We start from the raw sequence: 19,205 nt of genomic DNA, 5'->3' as shown, positions 1-19,205 counted from the left end.
GCCCTGGCCCTGGGTCGAACGGATTGCGGTGCACAGATTGGTCTTGCGGCTGAGACACGACGGGCATTCGCGGCATTCGGGGGTATAGAGCGGAATGACGTGATCGCCCTTCCTGACCGAGGTCACACCCGGTCCGACCTCGACGACAATGCCGGCGCCCTCATGGCCGAGGATGGCCGGGAACAGGCCTTCCGGATCGGCACCGGACAAGGTGAAATCATCGGTGTGGCAGATGCCGGTCGCCTTGACCTCGATCAGCACTTCGCCGGCTCTTGGCCCCTCCAGCTGAACCGTCATCACCTCAAGCGGCTTGCCTGCCGCAACCGCGACCGCTGCTCTTACGTCCATGGAAAATCCTCCAAAATCAATAGTCTATTGCCGATACTTTTCTTAACTCATTAGCCGATGGTTCTTGCCCATAAATCACGTATTTCCTGCTTCATAAGCAGGGATTCTTCCCAGCGGTCGGTGGTGTCTTCACCGTCCCTTCCGGTGATGGCATAGGGCTTCGGCCCTAGTTCGCAGGTGAAGGCAAGTGTGGCGTCTTTGTCGGCGCGCTTCCGCCAGCTTTTGAAGCCATATTCCCACCAGCCCAGGAACAGATCGACCCAGGGTCTGTGATGCGGGAAGGAAATTTCGATCTGAACCTGTTCGCGGGAGGCAATGCGGCCGTGGAAGGCCCAGGAGCTGTCCAATATCCGATGAATAAGGGCGTGATTTTCCTCGGATACCGGCCAGGCGAATTCCCGCCCGACAAGGAAATGAGAGATATCGCCGAGCAGACGCAGGTTTGGCAGGCGATCGAGCAGATCGAGCGTGAAGAAGAGATCCGTCGTCATGCGGTCGCGATGGGTCTCGATCCAGACATCAATGCCGGCCTCTTCCGCCAGGCGTTGCCATCCCTCCAGCAGAGGAATGCAATCCTCAAGCCGCCGCAGGCGCACGTCCGGCTGCAGACAGATATGATGGACATCATATTCGGCGGCGATCTCGAGCACTGGTTTCAGATCGTCGACGGTCTTCGGGAAGCATTGCCCCTCCGCCCGCAAGCCGTGCTGCTTGAGCAGGCCCGCGACACGGGAGACAAAATTGCGATCGGACCAGTGGGCGCTGACGCCATCGAAGCAGGCAGCTGCTATCTTATCGATGCTTTCCTCCAGGGAAAGCTCCGGATATCTCGCACTACGCCGCTCCATGGACCAGAGCGACTGGAATATAAGCAAGCTCTGCATAGGTCCTCCCGTATGGGTGGCTTGCTCAGATCACGAATCCCGGGGCTTGGCCAGTGAGCGCGATGATGGATTTTGATCATCGGCGTTTTTCACCGCAAAGCGGATATATTCGCCTGGTCGAGAGCCCTTGGCGTGATGGTTTTTCATCAAAATACTCCCGGACGCCGATCTGCCCCATCGGTAACTCTTTCCAGGCGGTCAAGGTGGGCCGCCGTTTCCTGGGAGGAGAACATGTTGAAATTTCTGAGTGCAAGCGCGCTCGCGCTGGTGCTGTCGTCGCAAGCCTACGCCGCCGATAGGATCGGCGTTTCGATGGGCTACCTGACGACCAATTTCCAGACCCTGATCGCCAATGGCATGCAGGATTATGCCAGGACCAAGGGCCTTGATCTGCAGGTGGTGGATGCCGCCAACGACGTCAACAAGCAGCTCGATCAGGTGCGCAATTTCGCAGCCGGCGGTGTCTCGGCCATCATCGTCGATCCGGTGGATTCGGACGGCACGCCGGCGATCAGCAAGATTGCCGAAGATGCCGGCATTCCCCTGATCTACGTCAATATCCAGCCGACAGATCTCTCCACGCTCGGCAAGAAGCAGGCATTCGTCGGCTCGAATGAAACCGAATCCGGCACGCTTCAGACGAAGGAAGTCTGTCGCATGCTCGGCGGCAAGGGTGAGGTCGTCATCATGGTCGGCGATCTCAGCAGCCAGGCGGCCCGCCAGCGGACGCAGGATGTGCATGACGTGCTCAAGACCGGTGATTGCGGCGGCATCAAGGTGGTGCGCGAGCAGGTCGGCAATTGGAGCCGCGTCGATGGCGCCGATCTCGTTTCGAACTGGCTGACCTCTGGCCTCGCGTTCGATGCCGTCATTGCCAACAACGACGAAATGGCGCTTGGCGCGATCTCAGCGATCAAGAACGCCGGCGGTTCGACCGATAAGACGATCGTTGCGGGCATCGATGCGACGCCGGATGCGCTGCAGGCGATGAAGTCGGGCGACCTCAAGGTCACCGTCTTCCAGGACGCCAAGGCGCAGGGCCGCGGCGCCGTCGATACGGCGATCAAGGCCATCAAGGGTGAGCAGATCGACCGCGAAGTCTGGATTCCTTTCAAGCTGGTGACGAAGGAGAACATGGTTCAATTCGAGAGCCTCAACTGAGTGGAAAAGCGCCGGCAACGTAGAGCATGACTGCCGGTGTACGGGAAGGCGGGGCCGTGGCCTCCCCTTCCCCGATTGCGGCCCGGCGAATTTCCCGCCGCCATGAGCAAATTTCATCAAATCAATGCTGTCGTTTCCAGCCGATGCCGCTGACACTGACCGCATCGTTTCATTCATCGGGAGGCACATCGTGGACGACACGTTCTATGGCACGCGCGACAAGCGCGGCGACTGGAAGCCCAATAAGCTCTTGCAATATCCGCCTGTTTTCATCTGGCCGGCAAAACCGGTCGCGTTCCTGAAATGGTTCTTCGGATATCCCGGCTACCTGATGCCCTGGAATGTCGTCTATGCCGTCGTCGCAACGTTGCTCTGGCTTTACGCGACGCCCTCCATGGAGACCATGAAGACGCTGGCGCCAGGCTGGATCGCCTATCTCTTCCTGCGCAATGCCGCGCTGGTCTTCCTGTTCTTCGGCGCCTTTCACTTGCGTCTCTACATGCAGAAGAAGCAGGGCACGAGCTTCAAATACAACAGCAAATGGCCGTCGAAGGATAATTCGGCCTTCCTCTTCAGCAACCAGACCGTCGACAATGTGATCTGGACCTTTGCAAGCGCCGTACCCCTCTGGACGGCCTTCGAAGTGCTGACGCTATGGGCCTTTGCGAACGGCATCATTCCCTATGTCGACTTCGCCGAACATCCGATCTATTGCGCCATCATCATGCTGTTGATCCCGGCGTTCCGCGATCTGCATTTCTATCTCGTGCATCGCCTGATCCACTGGCCGCCACTCTATCATGCGGTTCACAAGCTGCATCACAACAACGTCAATCCCGGCCCCTGGTCTGGCCTTGCCATGCATCCGGTCGAGCATTTCCTGTATTTCTCCGGCGTTCTCATTCATTGGATCGTACCGTCCAATCCGATCCACGCGCTGTTCCATCTGACGCATGCGGCACTTGCGCCGGCTCCGGGCCATGCCGGCTTCGACAAGATCGTGATCGGTGAGGAAGCCGGGATCGATACCCACGCCTATGACCATTACCTCCACCACAAGTTCTTCGAGTGCAATTATGCCGATGGTGTGATCCCGCTCGACCAGTGGTTCGGCACCTTCCACGACGGCTCAAAAGAGGCCGAGGACCGCATGAACAAGCGCTTCATGGAGCGCGCCAAGAAATACGCGGAGAAGCAAGCGCGTCGCTCCGGCACGCCGAGCTAGCAAAGAGCCGAAGCCCGCCCGGGTTTCTCCGGCCGGGGCAATGATCTCAAGGGCTTGCCAAAGGCGCTATATGCTCCATATGCGCGTATTGAGCTCCCCCCCCCCCCCGCCACCGGTTCAATCGGCCGTTGATGGCGGAAAATGCCGGAGCCTGCGGCCCTCCTTCCGCAGGCTCCGGCCTTGTCACTTACTGGTGACTGGATGCCGGGCTAATATTCTCCGTCGTATAGGTCAGGAACGGAACCGGCTCTTGGCTAACGGGCACGTCGATAATCCCCATTCGCGATAATATCGTATCCAGTGCGCGCCTCGCCTGGGTTTCGGGTGCCTGATCGAGAACGAGTGTCATCAACCCAGAGGTGATGAAGCGGCGTGTTTCGTCATTGAGTTCGTGCCCTATCCAGATGCAATCCCTTCCCTGTCGTTCCTGAAAGCGCTGAAGCACCGAGCCGACCCCGAGATTGGCACCGCCGGCATTGTAGATACCAACAATATCCGGACAACGACGCAGCGCCTGCGTCATCACTTCCGCGGATTTCACATCGTCATCCCAGCCGAATACAACCTCCGAAAACGGTAGCGCAGAATCACGCTGAGAACCGAGATAATCGGAGAAGCCACGAATGCGCTCCCGGTGAATCTGATAGGCCCAGCTATGACAGATGGCGACAATGCTTCCCGCCGTGTGCCGAAGCATCCGCGACATGTAGAAGCCGGCGGTTCGGCCCGCGGCATAGTTGTCGATCCCCACGAACACGTCGTCCCTTCCCGTGAGATATGAAACGATCTGGACGACTTCGATGCCGGCGGCACGCGCCTTTCGCAAGCTCTCGCGGATTGCCGGATGATCGACTGCCGCAACGATCAGGCCATGCCGGCGAATGCTGCTATTGGCCACATGCGCGGCAAACTTCTCCGGCTCGCTTTCTTCGACAAAGGTCCGGTGGACCGTGATCGAGCTATCCAGTGAGGCAGCGATCCGCTCGAAGGCATGGTTGAGCCTGCTGAAGAACGGCGACTCCGGCCTGACCAGGATGACTTCGATGCGGATCGTGCCACGATAGAGACTTGGGATGATCCCCTTGTAGCCTAACCGCTTTGCGGCCAGCACCACCTTCTCCGCCGTCTGTGGCCTGACGCTGCCGCGTTCGTTGAGAACGCGTTCAACGGTCGCAAGGCCGACACCAGCGACGGCCGCGATGTCCACGAGACGTGCCTTCTTCATTTCGCTCCTCCTGATGAAAAATGATCATAATCGGCGTGGAATGTGAAGGGTCATTTCGCGCATGCTTGAAACCAGCCGGGAGGAAAAACGATGCGCGATCAAAGCGCAACGGCAGCCTGCTCCCAGGATTGGGCGATGCCTTTCACGCCTGGCGGCGATTGCAATGAGGAGGAAGAAATGACGAACTGGGTTGATGCCTGCGCTGCTGATGAAATCGATCAGGAGGATGTTGTCCGCTTCGATCACGCCGGGCGAACCTTTGCGATCTATCGCAGCCCTGACGATGAGTATTTCGCCACGGATGGACTTTGCACCCATGAAAAAATCCATCTGGCAGACGGGCTCGTCATGGACGATACGATTGAGTGTCCGAAGCATAATGGCCGCTTCAGCTACAAGACGGGGGAAGCGCGCGGTGCTCCGGTCTGCATCAATCTGAAGACCTATCCGGTTAAAGTGGAAGGCGATCGCGTCATGATCGGGCTCAACGCATGAGTGGCGATGCGGGCATCATCATCGTCGGTGCCGGCGAATGCGGCGCGCGCGCCGCCTTGAGCCTCAGGGAAAACGGCTACCGGCACGCAATCACCCTTATCGGCGACGAGGTCCATCTCCCCTATGAGCGGCCTCCCCTTTCTAAACAGATTTTGCTCGATGCGACAGAGCCAAAGCTGCCCGCTGTCCTCAGCGATCTTGTGCTGGCGGAGCAGGCAATCCGTCATATCGGCGGCACCTCGGCCGATGCCATCGACACGTCCGCAAAGCAATTGTTCCTCTCCGATGGCCGGGCGCTGCGCTACGACAAACTGTTGCTGGCGACCGGTGCGGTACCAAGGCGACTGCCGAACGCGCCCCTCAGCCGCCGGATAGTCTATCTGCGGACAATCGACGATGCGCTTGCGCTCCGTTCCCTTGTCCGAGCCGATATGCATATTGCAGTGCTTGGAGGCGGTTTCATCGGCCTGGAGGTCGCCGCTTCGGCGCGCGGCCGCGGAGCGAAGGTTACGGTCATCGAGTCGCAGGAGCGTATTCTCAAGCGCGGTGTCCCCGAACGGATCGCCGAAACGATCACTGCCCTGCACCAAGGCAATGGTGTCGTCGTGAAATGTGGCGTGGCGGTTCTCGGGCTCGAAGCGGATGAGCAGCGTGTCGATATTTCTCTTTCTGATGGAGATACGATTTCAGCCGATGTGCTCGTCGTCGGGATCGGTGCGCAGCCACGCACCGAGCTTGCTGCTCGGGCCGGCATCGCGATTGATAACGGCATTGCGGTCAATGAGCGTCTGGAAACATCGGAGCGCGATATCTATGCCGCCGGCGACTGCTGCTCGTTTCCGCATCTCCTTTACGGCGGGTGCCGCCTGCGTCTCGAAGCCTGGCGCAATGCACAGGATCAGGGCATTCTCGCCGCCGCAAATTTGATGGGAGCGGCGCGCGGCTATCAGGCTGTTCCCTATTTTTGGTCCGACCAGTTCGATCACACATTGCAGATTGCCGGCCTTGTCGATGAGGGGCGCATGGTCGTGCGCAGAGACCTCGGGGACGGTGCCTTCATCCTGTTTCATCTCGACGACCAGCAGCGGCTGGTCGCCGCAAGTGGCGTCGGCCCCGGCAATAAGGTCGCCAAGGATATCAAGCTCAGCGAGATGCTGATTGCCGGACGCGTCACGCCCTCGACCGAAGCCCTGGCTGGCAACGCGAACCTGAAATCGATGCTGCCTCGAGCGGCCTGACAGGCTATCAAGATACGTTCGCCTTGCGTCTTCGATCACGACAGCCTGCCGGCATTACCGGCAGGCTGCAGCAATGCATTCATGAGCAGGCGCCATAAGTGCTTTCAGCATTCAGGTGCTAATCCGGCATCCGGATCGTCCTACATTCCTTTTGCAGTTCCCTAAGGTGTAGCAGCGACCGCCATTCGTCCGGATCGCTGCGAGATCCGATGCGGATATCTGCCTTGCTCCGCAAAGGCGTCGAGACGAGCCGAAAGCCCCATGAGCGACGTCGGAGGCAACGCCAGACCCAAGAAAGGATAGCCATGGAATTGCACCCTTCCGCAGCAAGCTTCATCCTCTCTTTGCTTTTCCTATGCGGACAAGCAAAGAGCATGGAGCCTGGTCCGGCGGAGACTTTTACGGCCCGACAATCTCCGACAAACACAGGAATGACCCGATGCCCCATATTATTTTGAAAATGGCAGCAGGAAGAACCGACGCAATGAAGCATGCCGTGGCTGAAAATCTGGCCAAGGCGGTCATCGAAGCACTCGGCGTTGACGAGAGTTCGGTTTCCGTCGCGATCGAAGATGTGGCGACGTCCGATTGGGCCGGGAAGGTCTATGTTCCCGATATCCAGGGCAAGTCAGACACGATCTATAAAAAGCCGGGCTACGATCCGTTTCGGTGAGGGGCCGGTCAATCGGGTCTGGCACAGAGACGCAGACGAGCATTTGCATCGATGCTCGCACTGACGCGATCATAGTCCTCAATAGTCGGATGCCGTGTGAATAACGGCTTCCGATGGGTTGCGCTGATCACGAGCACGGAAGCACCCGAGGCTTCCGCTGCCTCTATCCCCGCTGGTGCATCCTCAAAAATAAGACATTCTTCAATAGGTTGCGCCAACATCCTTGCAGCCAAGATGAAGCAATCCGGCGCCGGCTTGCCATGTTGCACATCCTCGCCCGCGATCAGAATCTCCGGCCAGGGAATACCGGCTGCCGCAATGCGGACCTTGGCGAGTTCGCGTGGGGCGGAGGTGACGATCGCCCAGCGATCGGACGGCAGGCTTTTCAGAAAGCCGATAGCGCCCGCGATCGGTTCGACGCCGGCAACATCATCGATTTCGGCCTGTGTGAGTACCCTCACCTCTTCGGCGGGATCGATCCCTGACAGGCCGAGGCTGGTGATCGTCTCGATCGCCTTGCGACCATGAACGGTCGCCAGCAGGGCGATAGCATCGACGCCGCGTTTTTCCGCCCACGCGGTCCAGACCCGTTCGGCGACCGCAATCGAATTCAGGACGGTTCCATCCATGTCGAACAGGAACGCGCCGAAGGAGCGGTTGTCAAAGGGCATCAGGATCGATCCTCGGCTTTCTGATGGGACGACATACGATCGAGGATAGCCTGCGCTGTATTGGCATCGGTGACCAAAGCGTTGATCATTCCCGATCGCGCCGCGCCGATAATGCCGCTTGCCTTGCCGGGGGTAGCGGCAACCGCGATGCAGAGCGGCACCTTGCGCAATTGCGCGGGAGAGGCTGCAATCATCCCCTCCTCTCCATCCCAGTGCAGGATCTCGCCTTCCTCGGTGACGTAGTGGCGCAGCACGTCGCCGGCTGCTTGGCTCAGCGCCTTTTCACCCGGCAACGCTGTTTCCGAAGGGTTGGCAGCATGCGTCAGTCCGACCCCGACGATTGCCGCGTCCAGCCTGTCCCAGAGAGACGTCACCTGCTGGACCGTGGGATCTCCGAGAAATGCATCCCGGAGTTCGGTCGAAGAAATATAAGGCGCATGCAGGAAATGCGGCACGCCACCCATCTGGACTGCCGCCTGGCGTACGAATTCGTTGATCTGAAAGTGAGGCGCCGCATGCTGCATGCCACCATTCAGCGCGACCGTGACGATGCCAGGCAATTGCGGCAGGCCTGCCATTGTCACCTCGCGCACCGCCCGCCCCCAACCAATGCCGAGCGTCGAACCCGAACGCAGGCCCGCCTGTTGCAGAAGCGAGCCGACAGGCGCGGCAAGCGCGCTCAAGACATTTGATGACGGCGTATCGATCACCGCAGCGGTGCGCAGCTTCAGGCCGTCGATCAGTGCGGCACTCAGGTCCTCGGCAGGTGAAAGATCGATCACTTCAATCCGGACGATCCCGACTGCCCGGGCTCGCTGCAGCAACCGCGAAACCGTCGCCGTCGACAGGCCGAGCTTCCTGGCAATATCCACCTGCGCCATATCGGATTGGTAGTGCAGTTTGGCGACCGTGTGCAGCAACGCGCGATTTGCCGCAGCCTCCTGCGATTGAGATGAATTCAGCTTGAAATTCCTTTCTGCAATGTGTTACACATACGCCACTTGAGGAGTTATCGCTTAAAAAGCCCGGTTTCGCAACGTTTATACCGCGCATGAGAGTCCTCAATTTCAGGAGCACTGCCCTCTTCGAGGAGTGGGGAAGGCGTGCCCGTATGGGTGCCGTTTCGCAACGGCTGGAGGAAGGACCACATGACGAAATTGACGACAGCGGAGATGCGCGGCTACCAGCAGATTTGCGGCAGCAACGGCGCCATGATGGTGATTGCCTGTGACCAGCGCGGCGGCATGCGCAGCCTTCTGGCGAGGGATCCGGCCGAGCAGGCAGCGATCTCCGACAAGGTGCTGGGGGACACGAAGGCCGATATCGCCCGGTTCCTGGCAAGCAAGGCGTCCTGCGTGTTGGTCGATCCCATCTGCGCCGTGCCGGCGCTGGTCGATGATCGTGTCCTTCAGCGCGATACCGCACTGCTGATCGGCCTCGATGCTTCCGGCTGGGATACGTCGCCGGAGGGCTATCGTCTGTCGAAGCTGGTTCCCGGCATCTCCGCGCGCCGCGTGCGTCAGTTGGGGGCAACGGGCGGCAAGATCATGGTCTATCTGCGCTCGGATCGGGATGCGGCGAATGCCCACAATATTCAGATCTTGAAGCAATGCATCGAAGATTTCGCGCATGAGGATCTTCTGCTGGTCGTTGAATTCCTGACCTACAAGTTCGAAGACGAGGATGAGGCCGAGTACAAGGCGAAACTACCCTCTCTGATCGTCGGCGGCAGCAAGATCTGCCTCGATCTCGGCGCGAAGGTCTTGAAAATCCCTTATCCGGGCTCGTCGGAAGCCTGTGCCGAAGTCACGCGCCTTTCGGGCGACGTGCCCTGGGCGGTGCTGTCGGCCGGCGTCGACCATGCAACCTTCCTCACCCAGGTCGAGGATGCCATGCGCAACGGAGCTTCCGGCGTCATCGCCGGTCGCTCGCTCTGGAAAGACTGCATCTCGCTCGACCGTTCGGTAACGAAGGATCGGCTGGAGACGGTCGCGGTGCCAAGGCTTCGCGAAATCCAGGCCGTCATTGCGACGCACTTCAAGGGCAGAGGCTCGCACGGCGCTGATCAAAGGCAGCGCGCCCATGGCTGATATCGCCATCGGCGTCGATATTGGCGGCACGAATATTCGCGCTGCCCTCGTCTCTGCCCAGGGCGAGATCCTTGCCAAGCTGTCGGAAAGAACTCCGACCGATCCCCTGTTGGCATTGGAGCGCGTGATCGCGATGGCGCGCACTCTCGACACTCCTGAAGTTTTAGGGATCGGTGTCGGCATACCAGGGCGGGTCGATGTCGACAGTCGCGAAATTCTGTCTGGCGGCATCCTCAACCTCTCGAGCCTCGACTTCGTAAAGCGGCTTGAGACAGCGCTGCAAAAACCTGTTGTCCTCGAGAATGATTGCAGCATGGCGCTGATCGCAGAAATGCGGATCGGTGGTGCCAAAGGCTATCAGAACGTCGCGATGCTGACGATCGGGACGGGCATTGGCGGTGCCGTCGCCCATGCCGGGCGCATCTATCATGGACACAAGGCGGCCGGACAACTCGGCCATATTTGTGTATCGCAGGATGGCCCGCCCTGCCCTTGCGGCAGACGCGGCTGTGTCGAAACCTTCAGTTCGGGAACCGCTTTGCGCCGACACATCGCTGAAGCGGGATTGTCGGTGACGACAATCCGCGAAATCTTCGACATGGCGGCAGAAGGAAACGATACGGCAGTCCGCGTGCTGCGCCAATGGGCAACACCCTTGCGTGCTGCGCTCGACAATATCGCAGCGACCATGGACCCGGAGATTATCCTGCTCGGTGGCGGGCTCGGCTGTGATGCTGCGCGGGCTCTAGCCGACTTGCCGGCACCCGCCCCCTGGTTTTGCCCCGCCATATTGCCGGCGAAGCTTGCAGACGATGCCGGCGTGATCGGCTCGGGGCTTTTGATTTTCGGCGCTGATGTCCTACCGCAAGGAAAGCGGGTTGTCCTCGTCAACGGCGTGCCGGCTTCCGGCAAAAGCAGGCTGGCCAAGGCTTTGTCGCTGCGGACCGGTTGGCCGGTCCTGTCCCTCGATGGCATCAAGAATCCGTTCCTGCAGCATATCGGACCAGTCGATCGCGACTTCAACCGGACTTTGGGAAAGGCGAGTTACCAGGCGATCTGGTCCGTCATCGCGAACGCACCGGCCGGCTCGACCTTCATCATCGATGCCTGGTTCGGCTTTCAGCCGAAGGCTCAACTGGAGAGTTATCTCAATGCTGCGCAGATAGACCGTGTCGCCGAGCTTTGGTGCAAGGTGCCTGGATCGGTCGCGGGCGAGCGCTATGCCAGCCGGCTCAAGGAGCGGCTGCCGGGACATCCGGGTGCCGAATATGTGCCCGAACTGATAGCGCTTGCCGATCGGGCTGAACCCATGGGCTGTGGTGCCGTGATGACGGTCGACCAGACGGAGGAACCGGATATGGAGGCTGTCATGGCCTGGCTTTCAAAGGTCTTCGAGCGCGAATGACAGGCGCCGCCGTCCGGGCAGACGGCATAAATGCGAAATAATCCTGAACCGTCGTGCGACGCTATGTCCCCTGCGGATGTGGGCATCGTGTGCATGGCAGAATTGTGCAGCTATATCAACAAGATAAAGGAAATTCCTTGCAGAAAAAAATTACTTGACGTGCCGCAGTAACCCACTGATTATCGCGTTGCCGGACAGGGGAGGTTCGGTTTCAAGAGGAGGAAAATTATGGAGCGCCGCTCATTTCTGAAGGCTTCGGCCGTGGCATCGCTCGCTACCGGTGTTGCCGCTATTGCCGGTACCACCAAAGCTGCAGACAAGAAATTTACGATTGCCCTTATACCGGGCCTGACGACCGATGCTTTTTACATCACCATGCGCAAGGGCGCCGAAGCCGCGGCCAAGGCCATCGGCGCGACGCTGGTGTTCCAGGGTGGCCCCGATTTCAACCCGGTGACACAAGTTCCGGTCCTTGATGCAGTGATTGCCAAGAAGCCCGATGCAATTCTCATCGCACCGACCGACAAGGACCAGCTGATCCAGCCGCTGAAAAAAGCCAATGATGCCGGCATCCCGGTCATCACCGTCGATACGTTCATCGGTACCGGTGTCTACCAGACCGGCAAAGGCGATGCCGATTTTCCGCTGGCCTACATCGCGTCCGACAATCTGCTCGGCGGCGCGATTGCCGCACGCGCGCTGGCGAAAGCCGTCGGCGAAAAGGGCAAGGTCTACGTTTCCAACGTCAAGCCCGGCATCTCGACCACGGATCAGCGCGAGCAGGGCTTTAAGGAGGAAATGAAAAAATATCCGAACATCACCGTTCTGGAGACGCAGTATAATGACGACGACGCCAACAAGGCGGCATCGCAGCTGCAGGCGGTCTTTGCCCGCAACTCCGATCTCGATGGTGTCTTCGGGGCCAATCTGTTCTCCGCTCTCGGTGCTGCCAACGGCGTGCAGCAGGCTGGCCAGACGGGCAAGATCCGCGTGGTCGCCTTCGATGCGCCGACGTCGATCGTCGACAACATCAACTCCGGCCTCGTCGATCTGGCGATCGCACAGCATCCGGCTGAAATCGGCTATTTCGGTGTGATGGCAGCCTATGCGCACCTGACCGGCAATTCGATCCCGACGGCGATCGGCACCGGCTTCACGGTCATCGACAAATCGAACGTCGCCGACAAGAATGTCGCGAAGTTCATCTACTCCGATTAATCCGGAGATAGTCTGTGCCTCGTCGAAAGGCGAGGCACATCATCCAACGATGATAGAGCGAACGGCGCCGTGATCTTTGCGCCTTCAACGCTTCAGTTTGGACCAGTCCATGACAATCGACAATGCAGAGGTCCGCAAGGCGGATCAGCACGTGGCGCCGCAGGCGGACCATGGCGACCAGGCAAAAACCATCCTAAACCGCATCGCGCAATTGCGTGCATGGCTCTTTCTTGCCGCACTCATCGTGACTTTCGAGATCTGGGCGCGGATCGATTTCGGCGGCACGTTCATCGGCTCAAGCTTCAACTGGCAGTCCGTTGCCATCTTCGCGGTGGCACCGCTGCTGCTGGCGATCGGACAGACCTTCGTCATCATCTCCGGCGGCATCGATCTATCGACCGGCTTCATCATGGGGCTTGCCGCAGTCGTCGCGGCGCATATCGCCAATATCGCCGGGCTCTACATGCCGCTGCCGGTCGCGATGGTGTTTGGCATTCTCGTTGCCATGCTGGCCGCCGCCGTACCTGGCTTCATCAACGGTCTCCTGATCTCCCGTCTCAAGGTTCCGCCATTCATCGGCACGCTTGGCATGTTCGGCGTCGCCCGCGGCACGGCCTTCCTGATTGCCGGCGGCACCACCGTGCCGGTCAAGAATTCCTATTTTGCCGAACTCGGTAACGGGCGGTTCTATGGTGTTCCCTATCTCGTCATCGTCACGCTCGTCTTCGTGGTCATCATGCACTACCTGCTGAGCCAGACGCGCTTCGGCCAGCACAACTACGCCATCGGTGCCAATGCGCAGGCCGCCCGCCGCGCCGGCATCGACATCAAGTCCCATCTCTTGCGGCTCTATATTCTCTCGGCCGTCTGCGCCGGCTTGGGCGGCGCACTTTATGCGGCCCGTTTCACAGCAGGCGCGGCCCAAGCCGGCGAGCCGCTGTTGCTTGATAGCGTGGCTGCCGTCGTCATCGGCGGCGCCAGCCTGTTCGGCGGCTCCGGCACGATTATCGGCACGGTCGCCGGCGCTCTCGTTATCGCCGTCATCCAATACGGTCTCGTTTTCATGAACGTGGAACCGTTCTGGCAATTCATCGCGGTCGGTATCGTCATCATCATTTCGGTGCTCATCGACCAGGCGCAGCGCCGGTTCAGCGGAGCAAAACAGGATGAATAGTGCAACTCCCCTCCTCGAGGTCCGCAATCTCTCGCGTTATTTCGGCGCGGTGCGTGCCCTCGACAATTGCTCCATGGTCGTCCGGCCCGGTGAAGTCGTAGCACTTGCGGGCGATAACGGTGCCGGCAAGACGACGATGATCAAGGCGATCTCCGGCGTCTATCCGCCGACCGCCGGCGAAATCCTGATCGAAGGCCAGCCTGTCACTTTCTCATCGCCGCAAGATGCGCGCGAGAAAGGCATCGAGACGATCTATCAGGATCTGGCGCTTGCCGACAATCTGACGATCGGCTCCAACATTTTCCTTGGGCGCGAACCGATGAAGAAGCTCTTCGGTTTCCTGCCGGTCCTCGACCGGAAGGCCATGGCGGAGGCTGCGCGCAAGACGATGGCGGAGCTCGATTTCCATGTGAAGCGGCTTGATGCGCCGGTTAGCAACTTCTCCGGTGGTCAGCGCCAGGCGGTTGCGATCGGACGTGCGGTTTACTGGAATGCCCGCATCCTCGTCATGGACGAGCCGACCGCTGCACTCGGTGTGCCCGAACAGCGCAAGGTCGTGGCCCTCATCAAGTCGCTGAAGGCGCAGGGGCGCGGCGTCATCTTCATCTCGCACAATCTGCAGGATATTTTCGCCGTCTCCGACCGCATCGTCGTCCTGCGTCGAGGGATTGTCGCCGGTGAGCGTAACATCGCCGACACCAATCATGAGGAAGTCGTGAGGCTCATGATCGGCGGTTAGCAAGCATCGGCAGCACATGATTTGTGCGAAGAGCGGCAATGGTGTTTCGTCGCCATTGCCGCTTCGGTATCGGCAATCAAAGGAGCTTATTTTGGAGTTACCAAAACAAGTAGCAAAGACTGGGTGCCGGCAGTTCATGCTGGAGCGCGGTAAAATGCGGCCAAATGCGATTCCACTTGCTTTGCTTGATTGCATTCTGATATATTGCTATCAATGCAATCAAATATGAGAATGTGAAGCAATGGCATCAATCACAATCCGTAATGTGCCGGATGAGGTGCATCGCGCGATCCGGGTGCGAGCTGCCATGCACGGTCGCAGCACTGAAGCCGAAATCCGCGACATTCTGGAAAAGGCAGCAAAACCAGAAGGCCGCCTGAAGCTGGGTTCGCTGTTGACATCCATCGCCCGTGAAGCGGGGGGGCTAACCGAAGCCGAAGCCGAGGGTTTCAACCAGCTTCGCGACAAGACCCCGGTCGAGCCGATTAGTTTCGAATGATCGTTCTCGACACCAACGTCATTTCCGAGCTGTGGAAGGTCACGCCCGATCCGAATGTGTTGTCGTGGATCGATGCGCAGATGATCGAAACACTTTACCTCTCGATCATCAGCGTTGCCGAAATTCGCTTCGGCTTGGCTACGATGCCCGAGGGCAAGCGGCGCTCGATTTATCAAGACCGATTGGAGAGAGAGGTTTTGCCGGCTTTTGCCAAGCGGGTTCTGCCTTTTGACTTGGACGCCTCGCAAGCCTATGTCGACTTGATGGCGTTAGCGAGGGCGGCAGGCAAATCCATTGGCACGGCGGACGGCTATATTGCCGCCACGGCTGCCTCACATGGCTTTGTGGTTGCCACGCGCGATACAGGCCCTTTTGAAGCTGCCGGTTTAAGCGGCATCAACCCATGGAACGTGAAATGACGGCGGTTAAGGCAGTCGCGTGACAAGTCCGCCGAACAATCCGAATATTCAAACGGCAACAGCTTGTTCATGCTGAGCATCGCCTGATGATCCGCGTTACCGCACCCGTTGATGTCTCCCTGCTCTCGCGGTCCCGAATGCATTCGATCGTTAATCGGGGAGCTGACAAGGAAATGTTCGTGATCTTCAAGCGAGAGGTGCGACTCCTTAGCCATCCGGCAACAAATGCAATCTGGGGGCTGGATCGAGAAAGAGCCACCGGCGTATAAGTGCTTTTCCTGGAGGCAAGCAGGCGTGACCGAAGCCATACCCATCGTGCGTTTCACCAGTACCGCACCGAAGATAAGCGACATTACTTCCATCGCGCGCCGTAGCGCACGGATCGAGATTTCGCCTGACGTCAAAAACAAAATTAACGCTGCGCGCGCTATCGTTGAACGCCATCTGGCGGCCGACCAGCCGGTTTATGGTTTAACCACAGCCTTGGGCGCCGGGGTCGATACCCGGCTCGCCACGGACGACTTGATTGCCTTTCAATTGCGCGTGCCACAGGCCCGTGCCGTCGGGGTTGGGCCGGCACTGCCACGCGAAATCGTCAGGGCGATGATGGCGGCTCGCATTGCCGGTATGGCGGCTGGCGGCTCCGGCGTATCGCTCCCGGTTTTCGCCGGTCTCGCCGCCGCACTGAATGCAAGCTTTCATCCGGTGGTTCCTTCGCTCGGTTCGATCGGTGCCGCCGATCTTGCGCCCTTGGCACATTTGGGACGCGCTTTGCTGGGGGATGGCGAGGCGGAACTCGATGGCGCGATCATGCCGGCGGGGGATGCCCTATCGAAGGCTGGCCTAGCACCTTTGCCGATTGCGCCGAAGGATGGTCATGTCCTCGTGGTCGCCAATAGCCTGTCGGTTGGCAAGGCCTGTCTCTGCGTCGAAGATATCGAACGGCTGTTCGATTGGTCGCTCGCAGCCGTCGCTCTGAATTTCGAGGCATTCCGCGCCAATGTCTCGGCTTTCGATGATCGGGCACTGGCGGCTAGACCAGCCTTCGGCCAGCGTGAAGCCGCGGCAAGATTTCGCGAGCTGCTTTCCGGGAGTTCTCTTTTTGTCGACGGCGCGGCACGGCGCTTGCAGGATCCGTTGAGCTATCGCTGCGCCCCGCAGGTCTGGGGCGCCCTGCTCCACGCAATCGGCGAAGCGCGCACCGCAACCGAGATCGAGCTTGCAAGCTCCGGGGACAATCCCGTCGTGCTGGCCGACGAGGGACTTATCCTGTCTCACGGCAACTTCGACATGACGGCCTTCGTTCTCGCATGGGAGCGGCTCGGTCAGGCCATCGCTCATTGTGCGGCGGCGACCGCCTATAGAACGATGAAAATCATGTCTCCGGGCATGTCGGAGCTGCCGCGCTTCCTGACCCCGCTCGGGCAGAGCAGAGCGGGTTTTGCCACGGTGCAGAAAACGATCTCAGCACTTGAAGCCGAGATACGACATCTGGCCAATCCGGTATCGCTCACACCGATCCCGGTCGCGGATGGTGTCGAAGATCAGGCGTCGATGGCGCCGAGCGTCCTGAGCAAGATCGAAGCAATGATCGAGCGAATGCGTTATCTCGTGGCGATCGAACTTGTCGCGTCGGCCCAGGCAGTCGAGCTGCGCGGCGTGGCGGGCGAGCTCGGCAGCGGGACGCTGGGCGCCTATCGACAGGTGCGCCAGCTGGTGGCACCGCTCGAGGAAGACCGTGCGCAAGGTCCTGATTTTCAGAGAGTTACGGAATTTATCGCAGAGACCGCCGCGAAGGCTGCTTCCTAATCGAAAAGGCGACAGGGTGGTTCGCCCCGCCGCCTCGCTTTCTCGCAGGCCGTCGGGCGGCCTGCATCATCCGATAGACCGGCACGGCCGGTGACATGCCTGGAGAACGGTAATGCAGGAAATCTGGATCGACTATCTCAACGCCATCGACGCCAAGGCGCTGGCACTTTCCAACGACGAAATACTCGACGCCGTGACCAAGGCGCTCGATGCGCAGGGGCGCGGCGAAACGGTCATCGAGCCTCGCGTTCATCTCGTGCCCGAGAGCTCCGACAAGGGTCATTTCAATGTGCTGCGTGGCTATGTGAAGCCGCTCGATTATGCCGGCGTCAAGGTCGTCGGCGATTTCGTCGACAACTACAAGCAGGGCCTGCCCTCGGAACTGGCGGTTCTCAATCTCTTCGATCCGCGCACCGGCGTACCGAAGGCGATCATCGATGCGACTGCCATCACCGACATGCGAACCGGTGCGGTCACCGCTATCGGCGCGCGCCATCTCGCCCGCAAGAACAGCAAGATCCTCGGCCATATCGGCGCGCGCGGCACTTCCTACTGGAACGTGCGGCTGCTCGATCATCTCTTCGACTTCGATGAAATCCGCGTGCATTCGCGCCGTTCGGAAAGCCGCGATGCCTTTGCCGCACGGTTGGAAAAGGATCTCGGCAAGAAAATCATCGTGACGGACAATTGGGAGGATTGCCTGAAGGGCGCCGATATCATGATCGAGGCGAGCCGGCTGCCGGAGCCGACGCCTCTGTTCAAGACCGCCTGGGTCAAGAAAGGCGCCTTCGTCGTGCCTTACGGCACGATGAGCGCGCTCGAATTCGACCTGACCGACATTATGGACAAGGTGGTTGTCGATGACTGGGGACAATGCGGACCGGGGCGTCCCTTCGGTGCCCTTCGCCGTCATGTCGATGAGGGTAAGGTGACGGCGGAGACGCTGCATGCCGAGATCGGCCAGATCGTGTGCGGCACGAAGCCGGGCCGCGAAAACGATGACTAGACCATCCTCTTCTGGCATCGCGGCCTGAGCACCACCGACGTCGCACTCGGTGCAGCCATGGTCGAAAAGGCAAAGCGCATGAATCTCGGCCAGCGCCTCCGGTTTGCGTGACGCGATGACGACTTCCAGTGCCATCGCCTGCTCGCGAATGTATAATCTCAGCCCCAGAATATCTGCTCTCTGGGATCGACTTTTTCATTGGCTTGCCGACCGATCGGGCGTCGAGCTCGAAGTCATTGCCCATGCGGCTCCGGCACCTCTGTCCGAACTATGGGGACGTCCGGACATGGGTGCCGTCTTCATGTGCGGTTTTCCGTTCTCCCAGCTATCGCCGGCGGAGCGCCCGCAGCCATTGGCAGCCCCAGTTTCTCTGGCGGACTGGGCAAACGGACAGCCAGTCTATGCGAGCTATATCGTCGCTGCTCAAGGCAAGTCGCTCACAGAAGCGGATCTTGCAACCGCACGCTGGGGCTGGACGGTGCGGGACTCTCAGTCCGGCTATAATGCGCCGAGGGAATTCTTTGCCACGCTTGCGGATAGGCCTACAGCGGCGCAAATCGTCGGCCCGCTCCTCAATCCACGCGGCGTGGTCGACGCCATTCGTTCAGGTGCCATAGATGTCGGCGCCATCGACGCCTATGCCTTTCAGCTCATGGCAATGCACGAGCCGGACATGATCGCGCCATTGCGGATTGTTGCTACCACAAAACCGGCACCCTTCCCCTTGCTGGTGGCCGCAAGGCAGCAATCGCCGGATATTGTCGACGCGCTGCGCGCCGTTCTTCTCAAGGCGCACCACGATCCGGAAGGGAGCGATATTCTCGCATCGCTCGGACTGGCGGCCTTTGCCGAGCCGGATGTTGCCGCTTATGACCAGCTTCCCGCAAGAGCACGGGCGATCGATGCCGCTCTCGGAACATGGTGAA

Annotated in this window: 19 protein-coding genes and 1 pseudogene; 15 read left to right on the top strand and 5 right to left on the bottom strand. The window is 59.7% G+C overall.

What is annotated here, in order from left to right; translation table 11 throughout:
* Both PH562_RS06775 and PH562_RS06770 read right to left on the bottom strand, forming a co-directional pair.
* On the bottom strand, positions 1-348 hold a 348-nt coding region (locus PH562_RS06775), incomplete at its 3' end, for an alcohol dehydrogenase catalytic domain-containing protein (RefSeq protein WP_285172154.1).
* Positions 349-398: 50 nt separating this feature from the next.
* Positions 399-1,232, bottom strand: coding sequence for a sugar phosphate isomerase/epimerase family protein (locus PH562_RS06770; protein ID WP_285172153.1), 834 nt, complete (start codon positions 1,230-1,232; stop codon positions 399-401).
* Between the two features lie 231 nt (positions 1,233-1,463).
* Here PH562_RS06770 and PH562_RS06765 point away from each other — a divergent pair, with 231 nt between their 5' ends.
* Both PH562_RS06765 and PH562_RS06760 read left to right on the top strand, forming a co-directional pair.
* Complete coding sequence (locus PH562_RS06765) at positions 1,464-2,393, top strand: sugar ABC transporter substrate-binding protein (protein ID WP_285172152.1); 930 nt, start codon at positions 1,464-1,466, stop codon at positions 2,391-2,393.
* Positions 2,394-2,583: 190 nt separating this feature from the next.
* Positions 2,584-3,618 carry a sterol desaturase family protein gene (locus PH562_RS06760; protein WP_285172151.1) on the top strand — a complete coding sequence of 345 codons (1,035 nt, stop codon included), beginning with the start codon at positions 2,584-2,586 and terminating at the stop codon, positions 3,616-3,618.
* Between the two features lie 187 nt (positions 3,619-3,805).
* Here the strand turns inward: PH562_RS06760 and PH562_RS06755 are convergent, their stop codons facing one another.
* Positions 3,806-4,843, bottom strand: coding sequence for a LacI family DNA-binding transcriptional regulator (locus PH562_RS06755; protein ID WP_285172150.1), 1,038 nt, complete (start codon positions 4,841-4,843; stop codon positions 3,806-3,808).
* Between the two features lie 177 nt (positions 4,844-5,020).
* Here PH562_RS06755 and PH562_RS06750 point away from each other — a divergent pair, with 177 nt between their 5' ends.
* From PH562_RS06750 to PH562_RS06740, 3 genes are all read left to right on the top strand, one after another.
* Positions 5,021-5,338 (top strand): MocE family 2Fe-2S type ferredoxin, encoded by a 318-nt coding sequence (locus tag PH562_RS06750; RefSeq protein WP_285172171.1) that lies wholly within the window; start codon positions 5,021-5,023, stop codon positions 5,336-5,338.
* On the top strand, positions 5,335-6,576 hold the full coding sequence (locus PH562_RS06745; protein WP_285172149.1) for an NAD(P)/FAD-dependent oxidoreductase: 1,242 nt from the start codon (positions 5,335-5,337) through the stop codon (positions 6,574-6,576). Before PH562_RS06750 ends, PH562_RS06745 begins: the two co-directional genes overlap by 4 nt.
* Before the next feature lie 439 nt (positions 6,577-7,015).
* Positions 7,016-7,249 (top strand): tautomerase family protein, encoded by a 234-nt coding sequence (locus PH562_RS06740; RefSeq protein ID WP_285172148.1) that lies wholly within the window; start codon positions 7,016-7,018, stop codon positions 7,247-7,249.
* An 8-nt stretch (positions 7,250-7,257) separates the two neighbouring features.
* On the opposite strand, the gene PH562_RS06735 is transcribed toward PH562_RS06740, so the two are convergent.
* Together PH562_RS06735 and PH562_RS06730 are read right to left on the bottom strand one after the other, a co-directional pair.
* Positions 7,258-7,920, bottom strand: a complete 663-nt coding sequence (locus tag PH562_RS06735) for an HAD-IA family hydrolase (RefSeq protein ID WP_285172147.1) — start codon at positions 7,918-7,920, stop codon at positions 7,258-7,260.
* Positions 7,920-8,840, bottom strand: a complete 921-nt coding sequence (locus PH562_RS06730; protein ID WP_285172146.1) for a sugar-binding transcriptional regulator — start codon at positions 8,838-8,840, stop codon at positions 7,920-7,922. Before PH562_RS06730 ends, PH562_RS06735 begins: the two co-directional genes overlap by 1 nt.
* 228 nt (positions 8,841-9,068) lie before the next feature.
* Here PH562_RS06730 and PH562_RS06725 point away from each other — a divergent pair, with 228 nt between their 5' ends.
* The 10 genes and pseudogenes from PH562_RS06725 (at position 9,069) to PH562_RS06680 (ending at position 19,204) form a co-directional block, all read left to right on the top strand.
* A complete protein-coding gene (locus tag PH562_RS06725) occupies positions 9,069-10,010 on the top strand; it encodes a tagatose-bisphosphate aldolase (RefSeq protein WP_285172145.1) in 942 nt (313 codons plus the stop codon).
* The gene (locus PH562_RS06720; RefSeq protein ID WP_285172144.1) at positions 10,003-11,415 is read left to right on the top strand and encodes an ROK family protein; all 1,413 of its coding nucleotides are present in this window, start codon (positions 10,003-10,005) and stop codon (positions 11,413-11,415) included. The genes PH562_RS06725 and PH562_RS06720 overlap by 8 nt, the downstream gene beginning before the upstream one ends.
* Positions 11,416-11,643: 228 nt before the next feature.
* Positions 11,644-12,633 (top strand): substrate-binding domain-containing protein, encoded by a 990-nt coding sequence (locus tag PH562_RS06715; RefSeq protein WP_113233287.1) that lies wholly within the window; start codon positions 11,644-11,646, stop codon positions 12,631-12,633.
* A gap of 109 nt (positions 12,634-12,742) precedes the next feature.
* A complete protein-coding gene (locus PH562_RS06710) occupies positions 12,743-13,807 on the top strand; it encodes an ABC transporter permease subunit (RefSeq protein WP_285172143.1) in 1,065 nt (354 codons plus the stop codon).
* Complete coding sequence (locus tag PH562_RS06705) at positions 13,800-14,546, top strand: ATP-binding cassette domain-containing protein (protein WP_285172142.1); 747 nt, start codon at positions 13,800-13,802, stop codon at positions 14,544-14,546. Before PH562_RS06710 ends, PH562_RS06705 begins: the two co-directional genes overlap by 8 nt.
* Before the next feature lie 241 nt (positions 14,547-14,787).
* Entirely contained in the window at positions 14,788-15,045 is a 258-nt protein-coding gene (locus PH562_RS06700; RefSeq protein WP_113233289.1) for a FitA-like ribbon-helix-helix domain-containing protein, read from the top strand.
* The gene (locus PH562_RS06695) at positions 15,042-15,464 is read left to right on the top strand and encodes a type II toxin-antitoxin system VapC family toxin (protein WP_285172141.1); all 423 of its coding nucleotides are present in this window, start codon (positions 15,042-15,044) and stop codon (positions 15,462-15,464) included. Before PH562_RS06700 ends, PH562_RS06695 begins: the two co-directional genes overlap by 4 nt.
* Positions 15,465-15,758: 294 nt before the next feature.
* Positions 15,759-17,273 (top strand): HAL/PAL/TAL family ammonia-lyase, encoded by a 1,515-nt coding sequence (locus PH562_RS06690; RefSeq protein ID WP_285172140.1) that lies wholly within the window; start codon positions 15,759-15,761, stop codon positions 17,271-17,273.
* A gap of 112 nt (positions 17,274-17,385) precedes the next feature.
* Positions 17,386-18,390: pseudogene (locus tag PH562_RS06685) on the top strand (ornithine cyclodeaminase family protein).
* 4 nt (positions 18,391-18,394) lie between these two features.
* Positions 18,395-19,204 (top strand): phosphate/phosphite/phosphonate ABC transporter substrate-binding protein, encoded by an 810-nt coding sequence (locus tag PH562_RS06680; protein ID WP_285172139.1) that lies wholly within the window; start codon positions 18,395-18,397, stop codon positions 19,202-19,204.
* The last annotated feature ends 1 nt before the right edge of the window (position 19,205 follow it).

Source organism: Rhizobium centroccidentale (genome assembly GCF_030182565.1).
GTDB lineage: Bacteria > Pseudomonadota > Alphaproteobacteria > Rhizobiales > Rhizobiaceae > Rhizobium.
The sequence above is the reverse complement of the archived record's forward strand: the minus strand, read 5'-3'. Positions and strand labels throughout refer to the sequence as shown.

What these genes read in the sequence shown, in the direction of transcription:
- PH562_RS06770 (WP_285172153.1), bottom strand. Translation starts at nt 1,232, where the DNA reads ATGCAGAGCTTGCTTATATTCCAGTCGCTCTGGTCCATGGAGCGGCGT.
- PH562_RS06765 (WP_285172152.1), top strand. Translation starts at nt 1,464, where the DNA reads ATGTTGAAATTTCTGAGTGCAAGCGCGCTCGCGCTGGTGCTGTCGTCG.
- PH562_RS06755 (WP_285172150.1), bottom strand. Translation starts at nt 4,843, where the DNA reads ATGAAGAAGGCACGTCTCGTGGACATCGCGGCCGTCGCTGGTGTCGGC.
- PH562_RS06750 (WP_285172171.1), top strand. Translation starts at nt 5,021, where the DNA reads ATGACGAACTGGGTTGATGCCTGCGCTGCTGATGAAATCGATCAGGAG.
- PH562_RS06745 (WP_285172149.1), top strand. Translation starts at nt 5,335, where the DNA reads ATGAGTGGCGATGCGGGCATCATCATCGTCGGTGCCGGCGAATGCGGC.
- PH562_RS06740 (WP_285172148.1), top strand. Translation starts at nt 7,016, where the DNA reads ATGCCCCATATTATTTTGAAAATGGCAGCAGGAAGAACCGACGCAATG.
- PH562_RS06735 (WP_285172147.1), bottom strand. Translation starts at nt 7,920, where the DNA reads ATGCCCTTTGACAACCGCTCCTTCGGCGCGTTCCTGTTCGACATGGAT.
- PH562_RS06725 (WP_285172145.1), top strand. Translation starts at nt 9,069, where the DNA reads ATGACGAAATTGACGACAGCGGAGATGCGCGGCTACCAGCAGATTTGC.
- PH562_RS06720 (WP_285172144.1), top strand. Translation starts at nt 10,003, where the DNA reads ATGGCTGATATCGCCATCGGCGTCGATATTGGCGGCACGAATATTCGC.
- PH562_RS06715 (WP_113233287.1), top strand. Translation starts at nt 11,644, where the DNA reads ATGGAGCGCCGCTCATTTCTGAAGGCTTCGGCCGTGGCATCGCTCGCT.
- PH562_RS06710 (WP_285172143.1), top strand. Translation starts at nt 12,743, where the DNA reads ATGACAATCGACAATGCAGAGGTCCGCAAGGCGGATCAGCACGTGGCG.
- PH562_RS06705 (WP_285172142.1), top strand. Translation starts at nt 13,800, where the DNA reads ATGAATAGTGCAACTCCCCTCCTCGAGGTCCGCAATCTCTCGCGTTAT.
- PH562_RS06700 (WP_113233289.1), top strand. Translation starts at nt 14,788, where the DNA reads ATGGCATCAATCACAATCCGTAATGTGCCGGATGAGGTGCATCGCGCG.
- PH562_RS06695 (WP_285172141.1), top strand. Translation starts at nt 15,042, where the DNA reads ATGATCGTTCTCGACACCAACGTCATTTCCGAGCTGTGGAAGGTCACG.
- PH562_RS06680 (WP_285172139.1), top strand. Translation starts at nt 18,395, where the DNA reads ATGACGACTTCCAGTGCCATCGCCTGCTCGCGAATGTATAATCTCAGC.